At 66.2% G+C, this 17,296-nt stretch carries 18 protein-coding genes; 9 read left to right on the top strand and 9 right to left on the bottom strand.

All coding sequences use genetic code 11. The features are described 5' to 3' along the window. Positions 1-99: 99 nt before the first annotated feature. The 3 genes from XARJCFBP2528_RS07530 to XARJCFBP2528_RS07520 all read right to left on the bottom strand — a co-directional run bounded on the left by XARJCFBP2528_RS07530 (position 100) and on the right by XARJCFBP2528_RS07520 (position 2,545). Positions 100-561 (bottom strand): MarR family winged helix-turn-helix transcriptional regulator, encoded by a 462-nt coding sequence (locus XARJCFBP2528_RS07530; protein WP_016903615.1) that lies wholly within the window; start codon positions 559-561, stop codon positions 100-102. Between the two features lie 148 nt (positions 562-709). Then, positions 710-1,804, bottom strand: coding sequence for a cell division protein ZapE (zapE, locus tag XARJCFBP2528_RS07525; RefSeq protein WP_026064606.1), 1,095 nt, complete (start codon positions 1,802-1,804; stop codon positions 710-712). A gap of 78 nt (positions 1,805-1,882) precedes the next feature. Continuing rightward, positions 1,883-2,545: an alpha/beta hydrolase gene (locus XARJCFBP2528_RS07520; protein WP_047124679.1), complete on the bottom strand. Its 663-nt coding sequence runs from the start codon at positions 2,543-2,545 to the stop codon at positions 1,883-1,885. A 66-nt stretch (positions 2,546-2,611) separates the two neighbouring features. Here XARJCFBP2528_RS07520 and XARJCFBP2528_RS07515 point away from each other — a divergent pair, with 66 nt between their 5' ends. Then, positions 2,612-3,487, top strand: a complete 876-nt coding sequence (locus XARJCFBP2528_RS07515) for an EamA family transporter (protein ID WP_016903619.1) — start codon at positions 2,612-2,614, stop codon at positions 3,485-3,487. Between the two features lie 97 nt (positions 3,488-3,584). After that, positions 3,585-4,820 carry a type III secretion system effector protein XopR gene (xopR, locus tag XARJCFBP2528_RS24105; RefSeq protein WP_102596564.1) on the top strand — a complete coding sequence of 412 codons (1,236 nt, stop codon included), beginning with the start codon at positions 3,585-3,587 and terminating at the stop codon, positions 4,818-4,820. Between the two features lie 168 nt (positions 4,821-4,988). Here the strand turns inward: xopR and XARJCFBP2528_RS07505 are convergent, their stop codons facing one another. Beyond that, on the bottom strand, positions 4,989-6,314 hold the full coding sequence (locus tag XARJCFBP2528_RS07505) for a GTP-binding protein (RefSeq protein ID WP_039515665.1): 1,326 nt from the start codon (positions 6,312-6,314) through the stop codon (positions 4,989-4,991). A gap of 62 nt (positions 6,315-6,376) precedes the next feature. Here XARJCFBP2528_RS07505 and XARJCFBP2528_RS07500 point away from each other — a divergent pair, with 62 nt between their 5' ends. After that, entirely contained in the window at positions 6,377-6,763 is a 387-nt protein-coding gene (locus tag XARJCFBP2528_RS07500) for a MerC domain-containing protein (protein ID WP_047124554.1), read from the top strand. 4 nt (positions 6,764-6,767) lie between these two features. Here the strand turns inward: XARJCFBP2528_RS07500 and XARJCFBP2528_RS07495 are convergent, their stop codons facing one another. Beyond that, positions 6,768-8,486: an ExeM/NucH family extracellular endonuclease gene (locus XARJCFBP2528_RS07495; RefSeq protein WP_047124553.1), complete on the bottom strand. Its 1,719-nt coding sequence runs from the start codon at positions 8,484-8,486 to the stop codon at positions 6,768-6,770. Positions 8,487-8,881: 395 nt separating this feature from the next. Beyond that, complete coding sequence (locus XARJCFBP2528_RS07490; RefSeq protein ID WP_047124552.1) at positions 8,882-9,400, bottom strand: c-type cytochrome; 519 nt, start codon at positions 9,398-9,400, stop codon at positions 8,882-8,884. A gap of 281 nt (positions 9,401-9,681) precedes the next feature. Between XARJCFBP2528_RS07490 and XARJCFBP2528_RS07485 the strand changes: the two genes are divergently transcribed. From XARJCFBP2528_RS07485 to XARJCFBP2528_RS07470, 4 genes are read left to right on the top strand one after another with little or no spacing between them, the layout of a single operon-like run. Next, complete coding sequence (locus XARJCFBP2528_RS07485) at positions 9,682-10,326, top strand: DUF4198 domain-containing protein (RefSeq protein ID WP_047124551.1); 645 nt, start codon at positions 9,682-9,684, stop codon at positions 10,324-10,326. A gap of 25 nt (positions 10,327-10,351) precedes the next feature. Continuing rightward, positions 10,352-10,663: a DUF3649 domain-containing protein gene (locus XARJCFBP2528_RS07480; protein ID WP_024939006.1), complete on the top strand. Its 312-nt coding sequence runs from the start codon at positions 10,352-10,354 to the stop codon at positions 10,661-10,663. Then, positions 10,660-12,276 carry a PepSY-associated TM helix domain-containing protein gene (locus XARJCFBP2528_RS07475; RefSeq protein WP_047124550.1) on the top strand — a complete coding sequence of 539 codons (1,617 nt, stop codon included), beginning with the start codon at positions 10,660-10,662 and terminating at the stop codon, positions 12,274-12,276. Before XARJCFBP2528_RS07480 ends, XARJCFBP2528_RS07475 begins: the two co-directional genes overlap by 4 nt. Then, positions 12,273-12,608 carry a DUF3325 domain-containing protein gene (locus XARJCFBP2528_RS07470; RefSeq protein ID WP_047124549.1) on the top strand — a complete coding sequence of 112 codons (336 nt, stop codon included), beginning with the start codon at positions 12,273-12,275 and terminating at the stop codon, positions 12,606-12,608. Before XARJCFBP2528_RS07475 ends, XARJCFBP2528_RS07470 begins: the two co-directional genes overlap by 4 nt. Before the next feature lie 9 nt (positions 12,609-12,617). On the opposite strand, the gene XARJCFBP2528_RS07465 is transcribed toward XARJCFBP2528_RS07470, so the two are convergent. From XARJCFBP2528_RS07465 to XARJCFBP2528_RS07455, 3 genes are all read right to left on the bottom strand, one after another. Beyond that, on the bottom strand, positions 12,618-13,145 hold the full coding sequence (locus tag XARJCFBP2528_RS07465; RefSeq protein ID WP_047124548.1) for an RES family NAD+ phosphorylase: 528 nt from the start codon (positions 13,143-13,145) through the stop codon (positions 12,618-12,620). Further along, positions 13,142-13,516, bottom strand: a complete 375-nt coding sequence (locus XARJCFBP2528_RS07460; protein ID WP_047124547.1) for a hypothetical protein — start codon at positions 13,514-13,516, stop codon at positions 13,142-13,144. The genes XARJCFBP2528_RS07465 and XARJCFBP2528_RS07460 overlap by 4 nt, the downstream gene beginning before the upstream one ends. Positions 13,517-13,602: 86 nt before the next feature. Continuing rightward, positions 13,603-14,223, bottom strand: coding sequence for a TetR/AcrR family transcriptional regulator (locus XARJCFBP2528_RS07455; RefSeq protein WP_047124546.1), 621 nt, complete (start codon positions 14,221-14,223; stop codon positions 13,603-13,605). 128 nt (positions 14,224-14,351) lie between these two features. On the opposite strand from XARJCFBP2528_RS07455, the gene XARJCFBP2528_RS07450 reads away from it, so the two are divergent. Together XARJCFBP2528_RS07450 and XARJCFBP2528_RS07445 are read left to right on the top strand one after the other, a co-directional pair. Then, on the top strand, positions 14,352-15,515 hold the full coding sequence (locus XARJCFBP2528_RS07450) for an isovaleryl-CoA dehydrogenase (RefSeq protein ID WP_016902048.1): 1,164 nt from the start codon (positions 14,352-14,354) through the stop codon (positions 15,513-15,515). 10 nt (positions 15,516-15,525) lie between these two features. Beyond that, on the top strand, positions 15,526-17,136 hold the full coding sequence (locus XARJCFBP2528_RS07445; RefSeq protein WP_016902047.1) for a carboxyl transferase domain-containing protein: 1,611 nt from the start codon (positions 15,526-15,528) through the stop codon (positions 17,134-17,136). Positions 17,137-17,296 lie beyond the last annotated feature (160 nt).

The following is a 17,296-nucleotide window of genomic DNA, read 5'->3' as shown; positions in this document are numbered from 1 at the left end:
GTTCTCCAGAATGAGCGCTGTCAGCGCGTGATGTAGCTGAGTAGTTGACGATTAAATCGTGTACGACATGTTAGAAAGTGTGGGTGATGCAAAACCCGCTCACCCCGTGCCGAGGTTTGAGCGCAGCGTTTCAAGCTGCTGCTTGAATCGACGCAATTCGTCCAACGAACACGCCGAGGCGCACAACACCTGCTCCGGCACCGCCCCGGCCTTGGCGCGCAGTGCGCGGCCGGTATCGGTCAGCGCAATGATCACCTGACGCTCGTCGCTGGCGGCGCGCGTGCGGGTGACCAGCCTGGCAGCCTGCAGCCGCTTGAGCAGCGGGGTCAGCGTGGCCGAGTCCAGGTACAGGCGCTCGCCGATTTCCGACACGCTGCGGCCATCGGTTTCCCACAGCACCAGCAGCACCAGATATTGCGGATAGGTCAGGTCCAGCGTCTTCAGCAGCCCGCGGTAGAGCTTGTGCATCGCCAGGTTGGCCGAATACAGCGCAAAGCACAGCTGGTTGTCGAGCTGCAGCAGCGCGTTGGTCCGGGCGTCAGTGGCTGTGGCGGTGTCCATGGCCGCAAATTACATAGCGCACGATTTAATTGCAAGCGATTTATTGATCTGTTGTGCAACCAGGCACCACCGCCAAACTGGCCCAGGCCGCCGTCCTGATCGGTCACAACGATCTTGTGCAATCCGGGGCCGGGCCGCGTCTGCATGTCTAGGCCCGATGTGCGGTCGCCAGATACTCGGCGCTCTGCATCTCGATCAGGCGCGAGGCGGTGCGCTCGAAGGCGCCGGCCAGGCGCTGGCCGCTATACAACGCGGGCGGGGCGTCCTGTGCGGTGCAGACCAGGTTGACGTGGCGGTCGTACAGCTCGTCGATCAGATTGACGAAGCGACGTGCGGCGTCCTCGTTCATGCGATCGAAGTGCGGGATGCCGCCCAGCAACACGGTGGTGAATTCGCGCGCGATCTCGATGTAATCGCCCGGGCCACGCGGGCCCTCGCACAGCGCGGCGAAATCGAACCAGGCGATGCTCTTGCCGCGCGCGCGCACGGCAATCTTGCGCGCCTCGATTTCGATGTTGCCACTGCGCGGCTCGGAATTTCCGCTCAGCTCGCCCCAGCGCTGCGTCAGCCACGCATCGGCCTGCGCATCCAGGGGCGCGCGATACACCGGTGAGCGCGTCAGCGCGCGCATGCGGTAATCCTCGGTGCCTTCGGCATAGAGTTCCACGCAGAATTTCTGCAGCAGACCGATCGCCGGCATGAAGCTGTCGCGCTGCAGGCCATTGGCGTAGAGGTTTTCCGGTGCGGTGTTGGAGGTGGTCACCAGGGTCACGCCTTCGGCGAACAGGCGTTCCAGCAGACGCGCCAGCAACATCGCATCGCCGATGTCGGTGACGAAGAATTCGTCCAGCACCAGCACGCGCAAATTTTCGCGCCACTGCTGCGCGATCTTGGCCAACGGATCGCTTTGCCCGGCATGCTCGCGCAGTTGCTCGTGCACCCCGCGCATGAAGCGATGGAAGTGCGTGCGGTACTTCTGCTTGATCGGCAACCCGTCGTAGAACAGGTCGACCAGGAAGGTCTTGCCGCGCCCCACTCCACCCCAGAAATACAGGCCGCGCACCGGCTCGGGCTTTTTCCAGAACGCCGACAGCCGATCCAGCCAGCCGTCCTGCGCGCTGTCCACCAATGCCTCGTGGATACGATCCAGCTCGGCCAGGGCCGCTTGCTGCGCGGGGTCGGCGCGCCAGTCGCCGCGTTGTACGCCGGCGGCGTAGCGCTGCGACGGGGTCATCTCACTCATCGTGTTCTCCGCGGGCCGGCTGCTGCCTTGCCCGCTCAACGGCGCATCGCCGGCCGATACGCATGGGCCCTGCCGCGGTCAGACGGCCGCCGGCAACCAGCGCCGGACACCATGCTGGATCGCACCGCGCAGGTCGATCAATTTGCGGTGGAAGAAGTGGCTGGTGTCGGGCATGCGTACCAGCTCGGGCTGCTGCTCCAGGGTCTCCAGCCAGTCATACACCGCCTGCGGGTCGACGATTTCGTCGGCATCGCCCTGCACCACCAGCCACTGTGCCGGCGGCTGCATGTCGCTGAAATCCCAGCGCCCGGCCGGCGGCGCGATCGAGATCAGCACCTGCGGTTCGAGCGAGCCGGCGGCGCGCAGCGATACATACGCCCCGAAGCTGAAACCGGCCAGCCACAGCGTGTCGCCCGGGCGCTGGCTGCGCACCCATGCGGCGACCGCACGCAGATCGTCCTGCTCGCCTTCGCCATGATCGAACGCACCGGCCGAGTTGCCGACACTGCGGAAATTGAAGCGCACCACGGTGATCCCCAACTCGCGCAGCGCGCGCGCAGCCATGGTGACGACCTTGTTGTGCATGCTGCCGCCCTCGGTGGAGAGCGGGTGGCAGACGATGGCGGTGACCGGTTGCACGGCAACGTCCGGCTCGGGAAGATCGACCGCGACATCGAGCGGGCCGACCCGCCCATCCAACGTCAGTGCAGCCGATTCGGTGGGGAATAAGGGATTGGACATACCGTCATAATAGCCGCCCCGCCGGCCGCGTTCATCGCCCTGCCTGCACACTTCGTTGCGTTGCCCATGCATTTTCTGCTGTTTGCCGTCGTTTGCAGTGTCCTGGTGTCGGTGGTTCTCAAGTTGCTGCCGCGCTATCGCCTGGACGCTGCGCAGGCGATCACCTGGAACTACGCCACCGCCGCGCTGCTGGCGTGGCTGACCCTGCATCCGTCACTGGACACGCTGCGCGCGCCGACCACGCCCTGGCTGGCACTGTTTGCATTGGCGGTGGCGCTGCCGTCGATCTTCATGCTGCTGGCACGCGCGGTCGCCACCGCAGGCATCGTCCGTACCGATATTGCCCAACGCCTGTCGCTCCTGCTCTCGCTGGCGGCGGCGTTCACGCTCTTTGGTGAACCGGTCAATGGCTGGAAGCTGGCGGGACTGGGTCTGGGTCTGCTGGCCATCGTCTGCATCCTGCAACGGCCACGTCAGGCCGCCGGTGCGGATTCAGCGCCGGCCTCGATCGGCTGGCCATGGCTGGCAGGCGTGTGGCTGGGCTTTGCCCTGATCGATCTGTTGCTCAAGCACATCGCACAGGCCGGTACGCCGTCGCTGACGTCGTTGACGCTGTGCTTTGCGCTGGCAGGTGTGCTGATGCTTGGCCTGCAAGTCGTTCGCCGGGGCGGTGTCGCGCGCCTGAGCTTTCGCAACCTGCTCGCCGGCGTGCTCCTGGGCGCGCTCAATTTCGGCAACATCCTGTGTTACGTGCGCGCCCATCAGCTGCTGCCGCATAGCCCGGCCACCGTCTTTGCCAGCATGAACCTGGGCGTGGTCATCCTGGGAGCACTCGTCGGCAAGCTGGCATTTGGCGAGCGCATCGGCCGACGCGGCTGGGTGGGGCTGTTGCTGGCGGCGCCGGCAATCGCAGCGATCGCCTGGGGCATGCGCTCGGGCTGATGGCGGCATTCGGCCGGCGCGACGCCGGTTCGCAACTCGCCTTGAGGGGGATGCAGCGCTGGCTATCATGCGTGCAGACGACCCACGGGAGTGTGTGATGCGCCTGAGTCAGTTGTTTAACAGCCGTCATCGCGTCGCCCCGGAACCGCACGGCGCCAATCCGACCAAGACGACGCCGTTGATTCCAGGTGCGTCACCGCAGCACCCGCTCTCTCAGGCTCCCAAGTCAACAACAGCAAAGGGCGCGTCGAAATCCCATCGCGGCATGCTCGCCTCGGCGCGTAAATCGCTGGCATCGTTACGCAAGCAGTTGCCGTTGACGTGCATGGGCTCTTCTCCAACGCTTGAAACAGTGGAAAGCCCAACTGCGCACACGGCAGCCGTGACGCCCGGTCGCACGCAACAACAGCACGGGACGCAGGCCCGCGTCGATCAGCGTTGGCAGCCACCGGTGCCCAACGCAACGGATCGTGAGCGGGTGCAGCGACCGCAACCGCAACCGCAACAGACCCCGCCCACAAGACAGTCGATGTCGGTTCCGCCCAAGCCAGCGCGTGCGCAGCAACTGCACGGGCAGCAACGTCCCGTCGATCCGAGAATGCAACCGCCCGTTCCCGAAAGAATGCGCCGTGACGAGGGCCAGCCGCCGCAGCACGCCAAGCCGGCATCGCCCCCGGTGCCGATCACGCCCGCGCAATCGTCACCGCCCTCCCCGCGTCCCCAGCCCGGACGGCAGCCCTCGTTACGCCGCCTGGATCTGCAACTGGAAGAGATCACCAGGCAGTGCAGCGCTATTCAGAAGCAGCTGTTCATGGAGGACCGCGAGGCAACTCCGCAGGAGCAACACCTGCTCAAGACACGGGCGGCCTTGATCGCGTGGCGTAACGAGGTCCGCGATAGTCAGCTCGAGGCACTGCTGGTCGCACTGGCACCGATGGAAGACATCTGCGCACCGCGCACCACGAGCAGCGGCCTGGCCATGGTGCAGATGGACGCCATGCAGCACAACCGGCGCGAAGTGCTCAAGGCACGGCGTAAATCCGTCGACAGAGCCGCCCTGGCCAGAAACTACGCACGCGCGCAGCGGCGCCTGGAGTCATTGAAGCAAGGCGACGCACCCAAGGACCAGATACGGCGCCTGCAACGCATGATGCAGGGCTACCAGAACATGCTTGCGTTGGAACAGATCGTCAGAAGCACGGACGACCAGCTGGAAAGGTTGGGAGCACCGCGCCTGATGTCCGGCATCCCCACCACCGCCGAACAGCGTCGACAGTCTTTCGAAAAAGAAAGAGATTCCCATCAAGAGGCAATCGACAACGGCTACTACTGAAGATCCTGGCCGCGCAGCTTGCGCGTGCACGCCGCGCGCAGCCACAGGTAGGGCATGCGACGCCGCCCAGTGCGGCGCATCCGCACGCCGCACTGAAGGATACAAGCCTGCTTCCGATTGCATCCGGTACCAGGCGAACGGATGTCGACAGCGTGATGCAATCCACCATCAACGCTGCCAGTGCGGAAACGGATCGTCCAGCAGTTGCCATTGCGCCGGGCCCTGGCGCAGTTCGTGATCGCTGAGCAGGCAGGCATCCAGCGCAGCGCGCGTGCGCGGCGCATCCATGTCCACGCCGATCACCGCCAGCTCCTGGCGACGGTCGCCCCATAGCGGGTGCCACAGCCGCTGCATCGCGGCGTATTCGCTGGCATCGCCAACCTCGTGCAGTTGCGGCAGCGGCGCGGTCCAGCATTGCGTCTGCTGACGCTGCCAGCCGATATCGGTATACGGCAATGGCGTGATGCTGGTCTGCAGCGGCTCGCCGATGGCGTGCGCATCCACGCGATGGCGTGCGGCAAACCAGAAGCCCGCTGCGTTGGTCTGGGTCGCGCCACCCACGCTGGACAATTCGCCGACCCAATCCATGCGGCTGGCCAGCCAGAAAAATCCCTTGCTGCGTATCACCTGCGGCAGCCCGCCTTGCACCATGCGCGCAAAACGCTGCGGGTGAAACGGCCGGCGGGCGCGATAGACGAAGCTGCTGATGCCGTATTCCTCGGTCTCCGGCGTGTGCTGGCCGCGCAGTTCCTGCATCCAGCCCGGCGCCAGCTGCGCACGGGTGAAGTCGAAGCGGCCGGTGTCGAGCACCTGGCGCAGCGGCACCTCGCCATGCACCGCGTCCACGATCGCCGCCTCGCGGTTGAGCGCACGCAGCACCGCGCGCAGGCGTTGCAGCTGCTGTGCATCGATCTGATCGCACTTGCTGATCACCAGCACGTCGGCGAATTCCACCTGTTCGCCCAGCAACTGCACCAGCCCGCGGCTATCGTCCGGGCCGGCCTGCTGGCCGAGTTCGGCCAGCGTGGCGGCCGAGCCGAAGTCCTGCAGGAAGCGGCTGCCGTCCACCACCGTCACCATGGTGTCGAGACGGGCGATATCGGCCAGGCTGAAGCCGTCGGTATCGCGCACCGCGAAGGTGGCCGCCACCGGCATCGGCTCGGCGATGCCGGTCGATTCGATCAGCAAATAGTCGTAGCGCTTCTGTTCGGCCAGCTTGCGTACCTCCTGCAGCAGATCGTCGCGCAGCGTGCAGCAGATGCAGCCGTTGCTGAATTCCACCAGCGTCTCTTCGGTGCGCCGCAAAGCCGCGCCGCCCTCGCGCAGCAGCTGCGCGTCGATGTTGACCTCGCTCATGTCGTTGACGATCACCGCCACGCGCAGGCCATCGCGGTTATGCAGGATGCGGTTGAGCAGGGTGGTCTTGCCGGCGCCGAGAAAGCCGGACAACACGGTGACGGGCAGGCGTGAATCGCGCTTGGGGGACAGGGACATCCTGAGGGCCTGGCTGGAATGGAAGTGTTACTATATAACACCAGCTCGACAGAACACCCCCGATGCGCGTTACCGCTTCCGTGCTGGACAACTCGGCCATCGCCTTATCCAGCCTGTGCCTGCTGCACTGTCTGGCGCTGCCATTGCTGGCCGCTGCACTGCCGCTGCTGGGTGCCTGGAGCCGGGCCGAATGGGTGCATGTGGTGTTCGCCACGGCTGCCGTGCCGCTGAGCGGCTACGCGCTGTGGAGCAGCCATCGCCGGCATGCGCTGCCCGCGCCGGTGTGGGGGCTGGCGGTCTTCGGCCTGGCCGGCCTGGTGCTGGGCGCCAGCGGGGTTGCCGGCGGCAGTTGGGAAACCCCGATCACGGTGACCGGCAGCCTGCTGCTGGCCAGCACGCACCTGCTCAACCTGCGGCTGCGCCGCCGCGCCGGGACGTGCGCCAGCTAGCGCGTTATAGCGAAAAACCCAGCAGCACCGGGTCGTGATCGGAACTGCGCCACGGGCCGGGCAGGTTGCGCTTGGCATAGCCAGCATCGTCCATGACATCGGCATTGATATGCCATTCCACCGCGCCGCGCAGTTGCCTGGCCATCGCCGGGCTGAGCAGGGCGTGGTCCAGCCGCCCGCTCATGCCATCGTAGACGTAGCTGTAGGGCTGCTTCACGCCGGCCACCGCAAAGGCATCCTGCCAGCCGCTGGCGCGAAGGCTGCGCATCGGCGTTTCCATCGCGTAGGCGTTGAAATCGCCCAGCAATACGGCCAGCTTGGTCTGCGCGCCGGTGGGGTCGGTCTGCAGCCACTGGTGCAGGCGCTTGGCCGATTCGGTGCGGGTGGCGTTCCAGCAGGCCTGGCCGTCGCGCTGGTCGGCATCGGCGCCGCTGGCGCTGCCGCAGCCCTTGGACTTGAAGTGATTGGCGACCACCACGAAGGTTGCCCCGCGGGTGCTGCGAAACGCCTGCGCCAGCGGCACCCGGCTGTGGCTGTCGAATGGCCCGCCGGTCAGCGTGGCCGGCTTGCCGACCGGCGTGACCTGCGAACTGCGGTAAACAATGCCGACCCGGATCGCGTCATCGCCCGGGCCGCTGCCGGTGTCGACGAACTGCCAGTCCTTGTCCTTGTCGGCCGCGTTGAGCGCGGCGACCAGTTGCGCCACCGCTGCATCGGCGCCATTGCCGTCGTTTTCCAGCTCCATCAACGCGGCCACATCGGCGTGCAACGGCACAATGGTGGACACCAGCTTGGTGAGCTGCGCCTGGAACTGCTCCTGCGTGCGCGCACCGCGCTTGGTCGGAAAGCCGCCGCCGCGGCCATTGCCGTTGAAGAAGTTCTCCAGATTGAACGAGGCGATACGCAGGTCACCGCCAACCTGCGGCGCCACCGCGGTCGGCATGGCCGGCAGCGTCAACGGACTCAGCACCTGGATGCGGTAGTTGCCGTCGTAGCGCTGGTCGACGATGCCGTCGACCGACTTGAGCAGGCTGCCACTGCGCAGCACCGGATCGACCGGCAGATAGGCCACCGTCTTGGGGCTGCGGCCATTGCGCGCGTCGTCCAGCAATACCTGGCGACGGGCGTTGTCGGCCTGCACCTGCGCGAAGGCTGGGGTGCCGGCGGCGGCCACTTCGCTGGGCTGCCACAAGCGCCCGCCGAACGCGGCGATCAACTCGCCATAGGTGTCCAGACGATCGCTGCCGTTGAGCGTCAGCGCAGCGATGCGTACGTGCTCGCCTTCCAGCGCCTCCCAGTTGGCCGGCGGCCCGCTGAGCATGCGCACCGGCACCGGCTGGCCGCTGGCGAGGCGCTCGATGCTGCTGGCATCCACCGTGGTCAGGCTCGCCTCGCCGCCGGCCGACACCTCGCGCACGGTGCCAACGATGCGCACGCGGTCGCCCACCGCCACCTCGGCATTGCCGGCACCGGTGACGAACAGGCCATGCGAGCGCCGCGGCTCGAAGCCGGGCTGCTGCACGAACAGCCCGGCCAGGCCGGTACGCGTATCGGCGGTGACGATGCCCTCCACGTCGACCACACGGCCGTCGTAGGGGCTACGGGTGTCTTCGCCCTGCACGTCGGCGATCGACAGACGTTGCGGCGCGCCCTCGGCGGCACTGCCCAGCAGTGCCGCCAACAGACCGATCACACCGAGCACAACCAGCGAGCAACGCGACATCGACACACTCCAGAAAGACGTAGACCACATGCAAGCGCCGCCCCGAAGGCGGCGCGCGCGAGAACCGCGACAGGCTAGCAAAACGTTGCGAGTGGCGACCAGCTGCTGCGTGGGTTGAGTGGTCGATCTGCAGGTGCCGGCAGTTGCGGGCATCCCCCGAAGCACTTGCGCTGGCGTGGGTGACCAAGGCTGACGTTGTCGTGCAAGCACGTCGTGCAGCGAGCTCAAACGCTCGCGCAGTGGCTGCCGCGCTACAAAAGCAAAGCGTGCTCCAGCGCGCAGGCCTTGCGATTGACCAGTCGACGCACCCGTGCACGGCAGGCGCTGCAACTTGGCCGCACCCCGACCGCTTGTGTCAGTCGCTTGTTGCGAACGCTTGCTACTGCTTCAGGCGCTTACTTCAGATTGCTCAGCATCCAGTCGACCGTGGCCCGCACCTGTTCTTCGGTCAACGCCGGGTTGCCGCCCTTGGGCGGCATGATGCCGCCATCCGGGCCGGTGTAGCCCTCGATCGCGTGCTTGTACAAGGTGTCCTTGCCCTGGGCGATGCGCGCGTCCCAATGCGCATGGTCCAGCGTCGGCGCCTTGCCCACGCCGGTGGTGTGGCAGGCGGTGCACAGGTTGTCGAAGATGGTCTTGCCATCGGTGCTGCCGCCGTAGGCAGACTGCGAGGCGGCCTTGGCCAGCGCTGCCGCCTGGGCTGCGGCCTGTGCGGACGCGCCGGTGGTGCCGGCATAGACCGCGCCGGCCGGGGCGATGCGTTGCTGCACGCGTTTGGTCGCAGTGGGCGAGACTTCGTCGGGAATGGCGCGTTGCAAATAGGCTGCCAGGGCAATCAGGCCCAGGGTGATCACTACCAGTAGTCCGATCACCATCGAGAATTTCTTCAGGAACTCGAGGTCGTAATTCCGCACGCGCTCACCCCTGGCTGTTGGTCGAAGACCTCTGCTAGCGCCGGAGTATAGAGCACAGTTCGCGCCCGTCTGGCCACTGTGCATGACAGTGATTGCAGCGGTGTGCGCTGCGCCCTGGCGCGCTATGGGTCTTGCAGGCACGCCGGTCTGCGCAGCCCGATGAATTGCCGCAATGCCGCATGGGACGTTGGTCTCGCTTGAGGGAATTGCGTATCATTCCCATCAATCCACGGTGACGCGGTTCTCGCCTCGCCCGGTCCCGCTTACGAGGAGTCGCCGCGATGAAGTCCTTCCTGCTGTCCTGCCTGGCCTTGGCCAGCATCAGTCTGTCAGCCCAGGCCCACGAGATCTGGATCGAGCGCGACGGCAGCGGCCCGGTGCGCATCTACTTCGGTGAGCCGGCGCAGGAGGCCCTGGATCACGGCGAAGACGAGATCAAGCGTGTGGTCAAGCCGACCGTGTTCGGCAGCGCCGGCAAGGCCGGTGCCCTGCAGCGCGGCAGCGAGTTCCTCACCGCGCCGTTGTCCGGCACCGGCGATGCCTGGCTGAGCGACGACAGCGTGTTCGAGCCGTGGAAGGGCGAGGCCGGCGGCTTCGAGACCGTGAGCTACTACGCACGTGCCGGGCGCGCCACGCCCTCGGCCAAGCTCGATTTCGAACTGGTGCCCACCGCCGCCGACAGCAACACGCTGACCGTGCTCTATCGCAACAAGCCGCTGCCCAAGGTCGAGGTGACGGTGATCGACCCGCAGAAGTGGCAGAAGACGCTGACCTCCGACGCCAAGGGCCAGGTGACCCTGCCCAAGCTGCGCGCCGGCCGGCACATCCTGGTCGCCACCAACAAGGAGCCGGTGCAGCGTGAGATCGCCGGCAAGCAGGTGTCGATGATCCATCACATCAGCACGTTGACCTTCCTGGCCGAGTAAGTCGGCCACACGCCTGGCTGATCCGATGTCCACCGCACCGTCCCTGCCGCTTCCCTGGTTCAGGCGCCCCTGGCTGGGCGTGCTTGGGCGCACGCTGGCGGCGATGTTTGGCGGCTATGCACTCGCCAGCGCCACCAATCTGCTGCTGGCGCTGGTCCTGCCGATGCCACGCAGCGAGGCGGTGTTGACCAGCATGCTGGTCGGCATCGTGGTGTGCGCCTGCGCGCCGCTATGGGCTTTCGCCACCGCCAGTGTGTGGCGCGCCTGGGCCGGCATCGCGGTGCCGGCGGCGCTGATGTTCGCACTGGCCGCATGGCTGCAACGGGGCGTGGCATGAAGCAGGGATTCCGCCAGTCGATGGCATGGCTGCATACCTGGACCGGTCTACTGGTCGGCTGGGTGCTGCTGTTGATCTTCATGGGCGGCACGGCGAGTTATTACCGCGACGAAATCAGCCGCTGGATGCGCCCGGAATTGCCCACCACCACGGTGAGCAACGCAACCGCGCTGCGCAGTGCCGAGCAGTATCTGCAGACGCATGCAGCCGATGCGCAGAGCTGGAACATCACCTTGCCGGACACGCGCAATCCGGTGGTCAGCATGTACTGGCAAAACCCTGCGCCAGCCGATGGCAAACCGGCCAGCCGCCGGGAGATGTACGGCAACGCCATCATCGACCCAGCCACCGGCAAGGAGATTGCCGCACGCGACACCCTGGGCGGCGAATTCTTCTACCGGCTGCATTTCGATCTGCATTATCTGCCGGTGATGTGGTCGCGCTATATCGTCGGTTTCTGCGCGATGTTCATGCTGGTGGCGATCATCAGCGGCGTGATTACGCACAAGAAGATCTTCAAGGATTTCTTCACCTTTCGCCCGGGCAAGGGCCTGCGCTCGTGGCTGGATTTCCACAATGTCAGCGCGGTGACCGCGTTGCCGTACCACGCGATGATCACCTACACCGGCATCGTGACCTTGATGTTCATGTACCTGCCGTGGGGCATCAAGGCGCAGTACCCCGACAACGAAATGCGTTTCTACGAAGAGTCCGCTAACCGGGTCGCCGATACGCGAGGCGCCTCCGGCACGCCGGCGCGCATGCTGCCGCTGGAACACTTCGTGGCGCGTGCGCGCAGCGACTGGCGCGGCGGTGAGGTGGGCAATGTGGCGGTGTCGCTTCCCAACGACGCGCATGCGGCGGTCGGCGTCACCCAGCGCGCTGGCAATCTCTCCACCGATGCGCCATCCATCCTGTTCGATGCAATCAATGGGCAGCGCCTGCAGCGCAGCGGGCCGCCGGGCGGTGCCAGCCAGACGCGTGGGGTGATGGTGGGCCTGCATATCGCCCACTTCGCCGGGCCATGGATGCGCGCGCTGTTCTTCGGTTCCGGCTTGCTCGGTTGCCTGATGGTGGCCAGCGGCGTGGTGATGTGGGCAGTGAAGGAACGCCCCAAACATCTGAAGGCCGGGCGCATCGGCTTCGGGCTGCGGTTGGTGGATGCGCTCAACATCGGCACGGTCGCCGGCCTGCCGATCGCCTTTGCCAGTTTCTTCTGGGCCAACCGCTTGTTGCCGGTGAGCCTGGAGGCGCGCGCGGCAATGGAGGCCAATCTGTTCTTCGCCGCATGGGCCACTGCATTGCTGGCCGCATTCGTGTGGCCACGGCGCGCGATGTGGAGCTGGCAGCTGTATCTGGGTGCGGGCTTGTTCGCGTTGGTGCCGGTGGTCAATGCGATCACCACCGATGTGCATCTGGGCGTGACCTTGCCGGCCGGGCAATGGACGCTGGCCGGGGTCGATCTGGTCTGCCTGTTCCTTGGCGTGTCTCTGGGAATGGCGGGGTGGCGCTTGCAACACTGGAAGGCACCGCAACCGGCGTCGGCACGACGCGCGCGCGCCACTGCCGCCGCGCCTGCGCAAGGCAGTGTGCCGATGCAGGAAAGCGCATGAGCGTGTGGCTGTTGCTGGCGCTGAATTTTTCCGGATTCGCCGCGCTGTGCCTGGCGATGGACAAGCATCAGCAGGACGTACGTGGCCGCACGCTGGGTGCCGCGCGTTCGCGGCAACTGCGCGTGCTGGGTTGGCTGCTGTTGCTGCTCACCTTCGGCCTGGCGGTACGCGCGCAAGGCTGGGGCATCGGTCCGGTGTTGTGGCTGGGCACATTGACCGGCGCTGCCGCGTTGCTGTCGCTGGGGCTGCTGCCGTATCGGCGTGGATTGATTCTGCCGACGGCTGTGGCCGCGCCGGTGCTGGCGGGTGCGCTGCAGCTGTTGGTGGGTTGAAGGACGTCGTTACGCCTCAATCGGCGGATCGCCCCAGCTGCGCCCGTCGCGCGGCAGGCGGCCATCGTCGAACACATGCAGCACGTGTTCGGGCTGCAGCATGTCCACAAACAGCACCACGTTGATGCCCTGCGGCAAGGCCATGCTGGGAAAGATCACGCCGGGGATCTCCGCCTCGCGCAGCATGTCGCCGAGCACCCAGCTCACCGGTTCGATCTTGTTGACCAGGGCCTTGCGCCAGTCCTCGGTCCAATCGGCCCAGAGCGGATCCCAGCTGGCATCGAGCAGGCGCAGATCGGCCAACGCCGGCAGGTCGGCGGCGTAACTGACCAGGGTCAATGGCGGCAGGAACAGCGCGGCCTGCGCGTATTCGGCAGCAGCGGTTTCCAGCTGCAGCGACAGATACAGCGCCGGCTGCCCGAAACGATTGAAGCGCCCGCCCGAGCGCGCCGCACCGGCGCCGCTCAGCGGTTCGGCGGCCCAGCGCGGAGTGAAGGCGCGATACAGCGTGCAGCGCGCCGGGGCGCTCAGCTTCAACCGGCGGCCCCCGAGGCCACGGTGCGCAGATAGGTCAGCGCATCGTCGGTACGGCCCTGTTTGACCACTTCCAGCAAGGTGGCGAATTCGAACGCGGGGATCGGGGTGTTCTTGAGGTGGAACACCACCTGGCGTTCGTCCGGCTGGACCTGCGTCATCGCCACCAGCAGGCGCGACAGGTTGCGTAGCAAGTCCTGCACGCGCGGGCTTTCCGGATGCACCCGCAGGCTGTTGCGATGCACGCCGGCCAGCTCGGCCAGCTCCTGCTGCGACAGATCCAGCAGGCCGGCCATGGCCGTGGGCGACAGGATGGTGCGATCGGGCACGCGCAGGCGTTCGGTCAGGGCCAGGGGATTGAGAACGGCGACCATCGCACGACTCCAGCAGGACGAGTGCACATTATATGCACAGTAAGAAGAATTCATACAGCCCAGTTAGGCGCTCAGTCAGTGCACTGTCAGCCCGTCGGCTGGTGCGCTCCCACCGCGCGCAGGCAGAACCCGCAGATCGCCTCGACCAGTTGCTCGCCCTGCTGCGGGTCGCCACGCCTGGGGGCGATCGGCCCCACCAGCGCCTCGGTGAAGGCGCCGACGATGCAGGCCGCCGCCGCGTCCAGCGACTGCTGCGGGAACTCGCCGGCCGCCACGCCTTCAGCAAGCAGCTGGCGGAACACTTCGCCGAACAAGCGTCGGCCACGGATGCGCTCGGCATCCACTTCGCTTTCCACCGGCTCGGCGATGAAGGCATATGCCAACGCGGGGCCGGCCAGCGCGCGCCGCACGAAGGTCGCGATCGCATTGCGCAGGCGCTCAGCAGCGCTGGCCTGGGTAGTGGCGATGGCGCGCAGGATGGTCATCTCGCGCTGTATTGCCGCGTTGAGAACTTCCACGAAGAGCTCTGCCTTGGACGGGAAGTGGCGGTAAATCTGCCCGGTCGACACGCCGGCGGCAGCGGCGACGGCGGTCACCGGGGCATTGCGATAGCCGCCTTCGGCAATCAGGGCGCGGGCCGCATGCAGGATGCGTTCGCGATTGCCGGCCAGGCGTTCTTCCATCAGGGCGGAGCGTCGATAAGCCATGGTGTGATTCTGGGTTCAATAGTTGAATTTTAGTTCACTTTTTCATTGCGGACCGCTAGGCTGCTTACAAACGCCGTGCGGCCTGCCCGCTCCCACCCGGCACATCCCGATCCCTGCGGAGTCGCTCCATGCACGTGCCGTCCCTGAATTTTGCGCTTGGCGAAGACATCGATCTGCTGCGCGAAAGCGTGGCGGCCTTCGCCAGCCACCATATTGCCCCGCTCGCCGCTACGGCCGACCAGGACAATGTCTTCCCTGCCCAGCTGTGGCGCCTGTTCGGTGAGCAAGGCCTGCTCGGGCTGACCGTGGAAGAAGAGTACGGCGGCAGCGGCATGGGCTACCTGGCGCATGTGGTGGCGATGGAAGAGATCTCGCGGGCCGGCGGGGCCATCGGCCTGTCGTACGGCGCGCATTCCAACCTGTGCCTCAACCAGCTGCGCAAGAACGCAACACCGGAACAGAAGCAGCGTTACCTGCCCAGACTGTGCACCGGCGAGCATGTCGGCGCGCTGGCGATGAGCGAGGCCGGCTCCGGCTCGGATGTGGTGTCGATGAAGCTGCGTGCCGATGCGCGCGGCGATCGCTATGTGCTCAACGGCAGCAAGATGTGGATCACCAACGGCCCGGACGCCGATGTGCTGGTGGTGTACGCCAAGACCGACCCGGATGCCGGCGCACGCGGCATCACCGCCTTCATCGTCGAGAAGGGCATGCCGGGATTCTCCACTGCGCAGAAACTCGACAAGCTGGGCATGCGCGGCTCCAACACCTGCGAGCTGGTGTTCACCGATTGCGAAGTGCCGGCCGAGAACGTGCTGGGCACGCTCAACGGCGGCGTGCGCGTGCTGATGTCCGGGCTGGATTTCGAACGTGTGGTGCTGGCCGGCGGCCCGTTGGGCTTGATGGCCGCGGCGATGGACGTGGTGCTGCCGTACGTGCACGAGCGCAAGCAGTTCGGCGCGCCGATCGGCACCTTCCAGTTGATGCAGGCCAAGCTGGCCGACATGTACGTGGGGCTCAACGCCTGCCGCGCGTACGTCTATGCGGTGGCGCGCGCCTGCGATGCCGGGCTGACCACGCGCCAGGATGCGGCCGGCGCGATTCTCTACGCGGCCGAAAAAGCCACCTGGCTCACCGGCCAGGCGATCCAGGTGCTGGGCGGCAACGGCTACATCAACGACTACCCCACCGGGCGCCTGTGGCGCGATGCCAAGCTGTACGAAATCGGCGCGGGTACCTCGGAGATCCGACGCATGTTGATCGGCCGCGAGCTGTTCGAACGCACCGCCTGACGGAGCCACCATGAGCGCGATCACCAGCCAGCTGCAGGTCAGCGGCGAGAGCTTCCAACAAAACGCTGCAGCGATGCGCACCGTGGTCGAGGATCTGCGCCGCACGCTGGCGCAGACCGCGCTGGGCGGCAGTGAGGCTGCGCGTGCCAAGCACAGCGCACGCGGCAAGCTGCTGGTACGCGAGCGCATCGATGCCTTGCTGGATCCGGGCAGCGCCTTGCTGGAAATCGCGCCGTTGGCCGCGCACGGCATGTACGACAATCAGGTGCCATGCGCCGGTGTGGTGGCCGGCATCGGACGCGTGTCCGGGGTGGAATGCGTGATCGTGGCCAACGATGCCACCGTCAAGGGCGGCACCTATTACCCGATGACGGTGAAGAAGCATCTGCGCGCGCAGGAAATCGCGCAGCAGAACCGCTTGCCGTGCATCTACCTGGTCGATTCCGGCGGCGCGTTCCTGCCGCTGCAGGATGAAGTGTTTCCCGACCGCGATCACTTCGGGCGCATCTTCTACAACCAGGCCAACCTCTCGGCCAACGGCATCCCGCAGATCGCCTGCGTCATGGGCTCGTGCACCGCCGGCGGTGCCTACGTGCCGGCGATGAGCGATGAAACGGTGATCGTGCGCGAGCAGGGCACGATCTTTCTCGGTGGCCCACCCCTGGTCAAGGCGGCCACCGGCGAAGAGGTCAGTGCCGAAGAACTCGGCGGTGCGGATGTGCATACGCGCATCTCCGGCGTGGCCGACCACTTTGCCGACAACGACCTGCAGGCCCTGGCACGCGTGCGCGCCATCATCGCGCAGCTCAACTGGCGCAAGCCGGCTGCATCGCTGGCGCTGCAGGCACCGCTGCCGCCGCGTTACGCCGCCGACGAACTATATGGCGTGATTCCCGCCGATACGCGCAAGCCCTTCGATGTGCGCGAGGTGATCGCCCGCATCGTCGACGACTCGCAGCTGGACGAATTCAAGCCGCGCTACGGCAGCACCCTGGTCACCGGCTTTGCGCATGTGCATGGCTATCCGGTGGGCATCATCGCCAACAACGGCATCCTGTTTTCCGAGTCCGCGCTCAAGGGCGCGCACTTCATCGAGCTGTGCACGCAACGTGGCATTCCGCTGGTGTTCCTGCAGAACATCACCGGCTTCATGGTCGGGCGCAAGTACGAACATGGCGGCATCGCCAAGGACGGTGCCAAGCTGGTGATGGCGGTGGCCTGCGCCAAGGTGCCCAAGTTCACCGTGGTGGTCGGCGGCTCGTTCGGTGCCGGTAACTACGGCATGTGCGGCCGCGCCTACTCGCCGAACTTCCTGTGGATGTGGCCGAATGCGCGCATCGGCGTGATGGGCGGCGAGCAGGCTGCCAGCGTCTTGGCCACGGTGCGCCGCGACGGTATCGAAGCCAAGGGTGGCGCCTGGTCGGACGAAGAGGAAGCTGCGTTCAAGGCGCCGATCCGTGCGCAGTTCGAGCAGCAGGGGCATCCGTATTACGCCAGCGCACGCCTGTGGGACGACGGCATCATCGACCCGGCCGATACCCGTCGCGTGCTGGGGCTGGGACTGTCGGCCGCATTGAATGCACCAATCGAGACGACACGCTTTGGCGTGTTCCGGATGTGAGGTGGTGATGTCAGCTTGCAGGTGCTGCTCTTGGCTGTCTGGCGGTGCATCCGCACCTGCGAGCAAAGTGTTGCGTGTCGTCTGGAGCATTGCATGAGGGCGCACGCGTTTCCTGCGTCGAGCAGCGCATCGCGCTGGGGCGCAGCGGCGTCAGCAGCCA

This window comes from Xanthomonas arboricola pv. juglandis, assembly GCF_001013475.1.
GTDB classification, from domain to species: Bacteria; Pseudomonadota; Gammaproteobacteria; order Xanthomonadales; family Xanthomonadaceae; genus Xanthomonas; species Xanthomonas arboricola.
The sequence above is the reverse complement of the archived record's forward strand: the minus strand, read 5'-3'. Positions and strand labels throughout refer to the sequence as shown.

Bases quoted from the DNA above. Each gene is read 5' to 3' on its own strand.
- XARJCFBP2528_RS07530 (WP_016903615.1), bottom strand. From the start codon at position 561: ATGGACACCGCCACAGCCACTGACGCCCGGACCAACGCGCTGCTGCAG.
- zapE (WP_026064606.1), bottom strand. From the start codon at position 1,804: ATGAGTGAGATGACCCCGTCGCAGCGCTACGCCGCCGGCGTACAACGC.
- XARJCFBP2528_RS07520 (WP_047124679.1), bottom strand. From the start codon at position 2,545: ATGTCCAATCCCTTATTCCCCACCGAATCGGCTGCACTGACGTTGGAT.
- XARJCFBP2528_RS07515 (WP_016903619.1), top strand. From the start codon at position 2,612: ATGCATTTTCTGCTGTTTGCCGTCGTTTGCAGTGTCCTGGTGTCGGTG.
- xopR (WP_102596564.1), top strand. From the start codon at position 3,585: ATGCGCCTGAGTCAGTTGTTTAACAGCCGTCATCGCGTCGCCCCGGAA.
- XARJCFBP2528_RS07505 (WP_039515665.1), bottom strand. From the start codon at position 6,314: ATGTCCCTGTCCCCCAAGCGCGATTCACGCCTGCCCGTCACCGTGTTG.
- XARJCFBP2528_RS07500 (WP_047124554.1), top strand. From the start codon at position 6,377: ATGCGCGTTACCGCTTCCGTGCTGGACAACTCGGCCATCGCCTTATCC.
- XARJCFBP2528_RS07495 (WP_047124553.1), bottom strand. From the start codon at position 8,486: ATGTCGCGTTGCTCGCTGGTTGTGCTCGGTGTGATCGGTCTGTTGGCG.
- XARJCFBP2528_RS07485 (WP_047124551.1), top strand. From the start codon at position 9,682: ATGAAGTCCTTCCTGCTGTCCTGCCTGGCCTTGGCCAGCATCAGTCTG.
- XARJCFBP2528_RS07480 (WP_024939006.1), top strand. From the start codon at position 10,352: ATGTCCACCGCACCGTCCCTGCCGCTTCCCTGGTTCAGGCGCCCCTGG.
- XARJCFBP2528_RS07475 (WP_047124550.1), top strand. From the start codon at position 10,660: ATGAAGCAGGGATTCCGCCAGTCGATGGCATGGCTGCATACCTGGACC.
- XARJCFBP2528_RS07470 (WP_047124549.1), top strand. From the start codon at position 12,273: ATGAGCGTGTGGCTGTTGCTGGCGCTGAATTTTTCCGGATTCGCCGCG.
- XARJCFBP2528_RS07460 (WP_047124547.1), bottom strand. From the start codon at position 13,516: ATGGTCGCCGTTCTCAATCCCCTGGCCCTGACCGAACGCCTGCGCGTG.
- XARJCFBP2528_RS07455 (WP_047124546.1), bottom strand. From the start codon at position 14,223: ATGGCTTATCGACGCTCCGCCCTGATGGAAGAACGCCTGGCCGGCAAT.
- XARJCFBP2528_RS07450 (WP_016902048.1), top strand. From the start codon at position 14,352: ATGCACGTGCCGTCCCTGAATTTTGCGCTTGGCGAAGACATCGATCTG.
- XARJCFBP2528_RS07445 (WP_016902047.1), top strand. From the start codon at position 15,526: ATGAGCGCGATCACCAGCCAGCTGCAGGTCAGCGGCGAGAGCTTCCAA.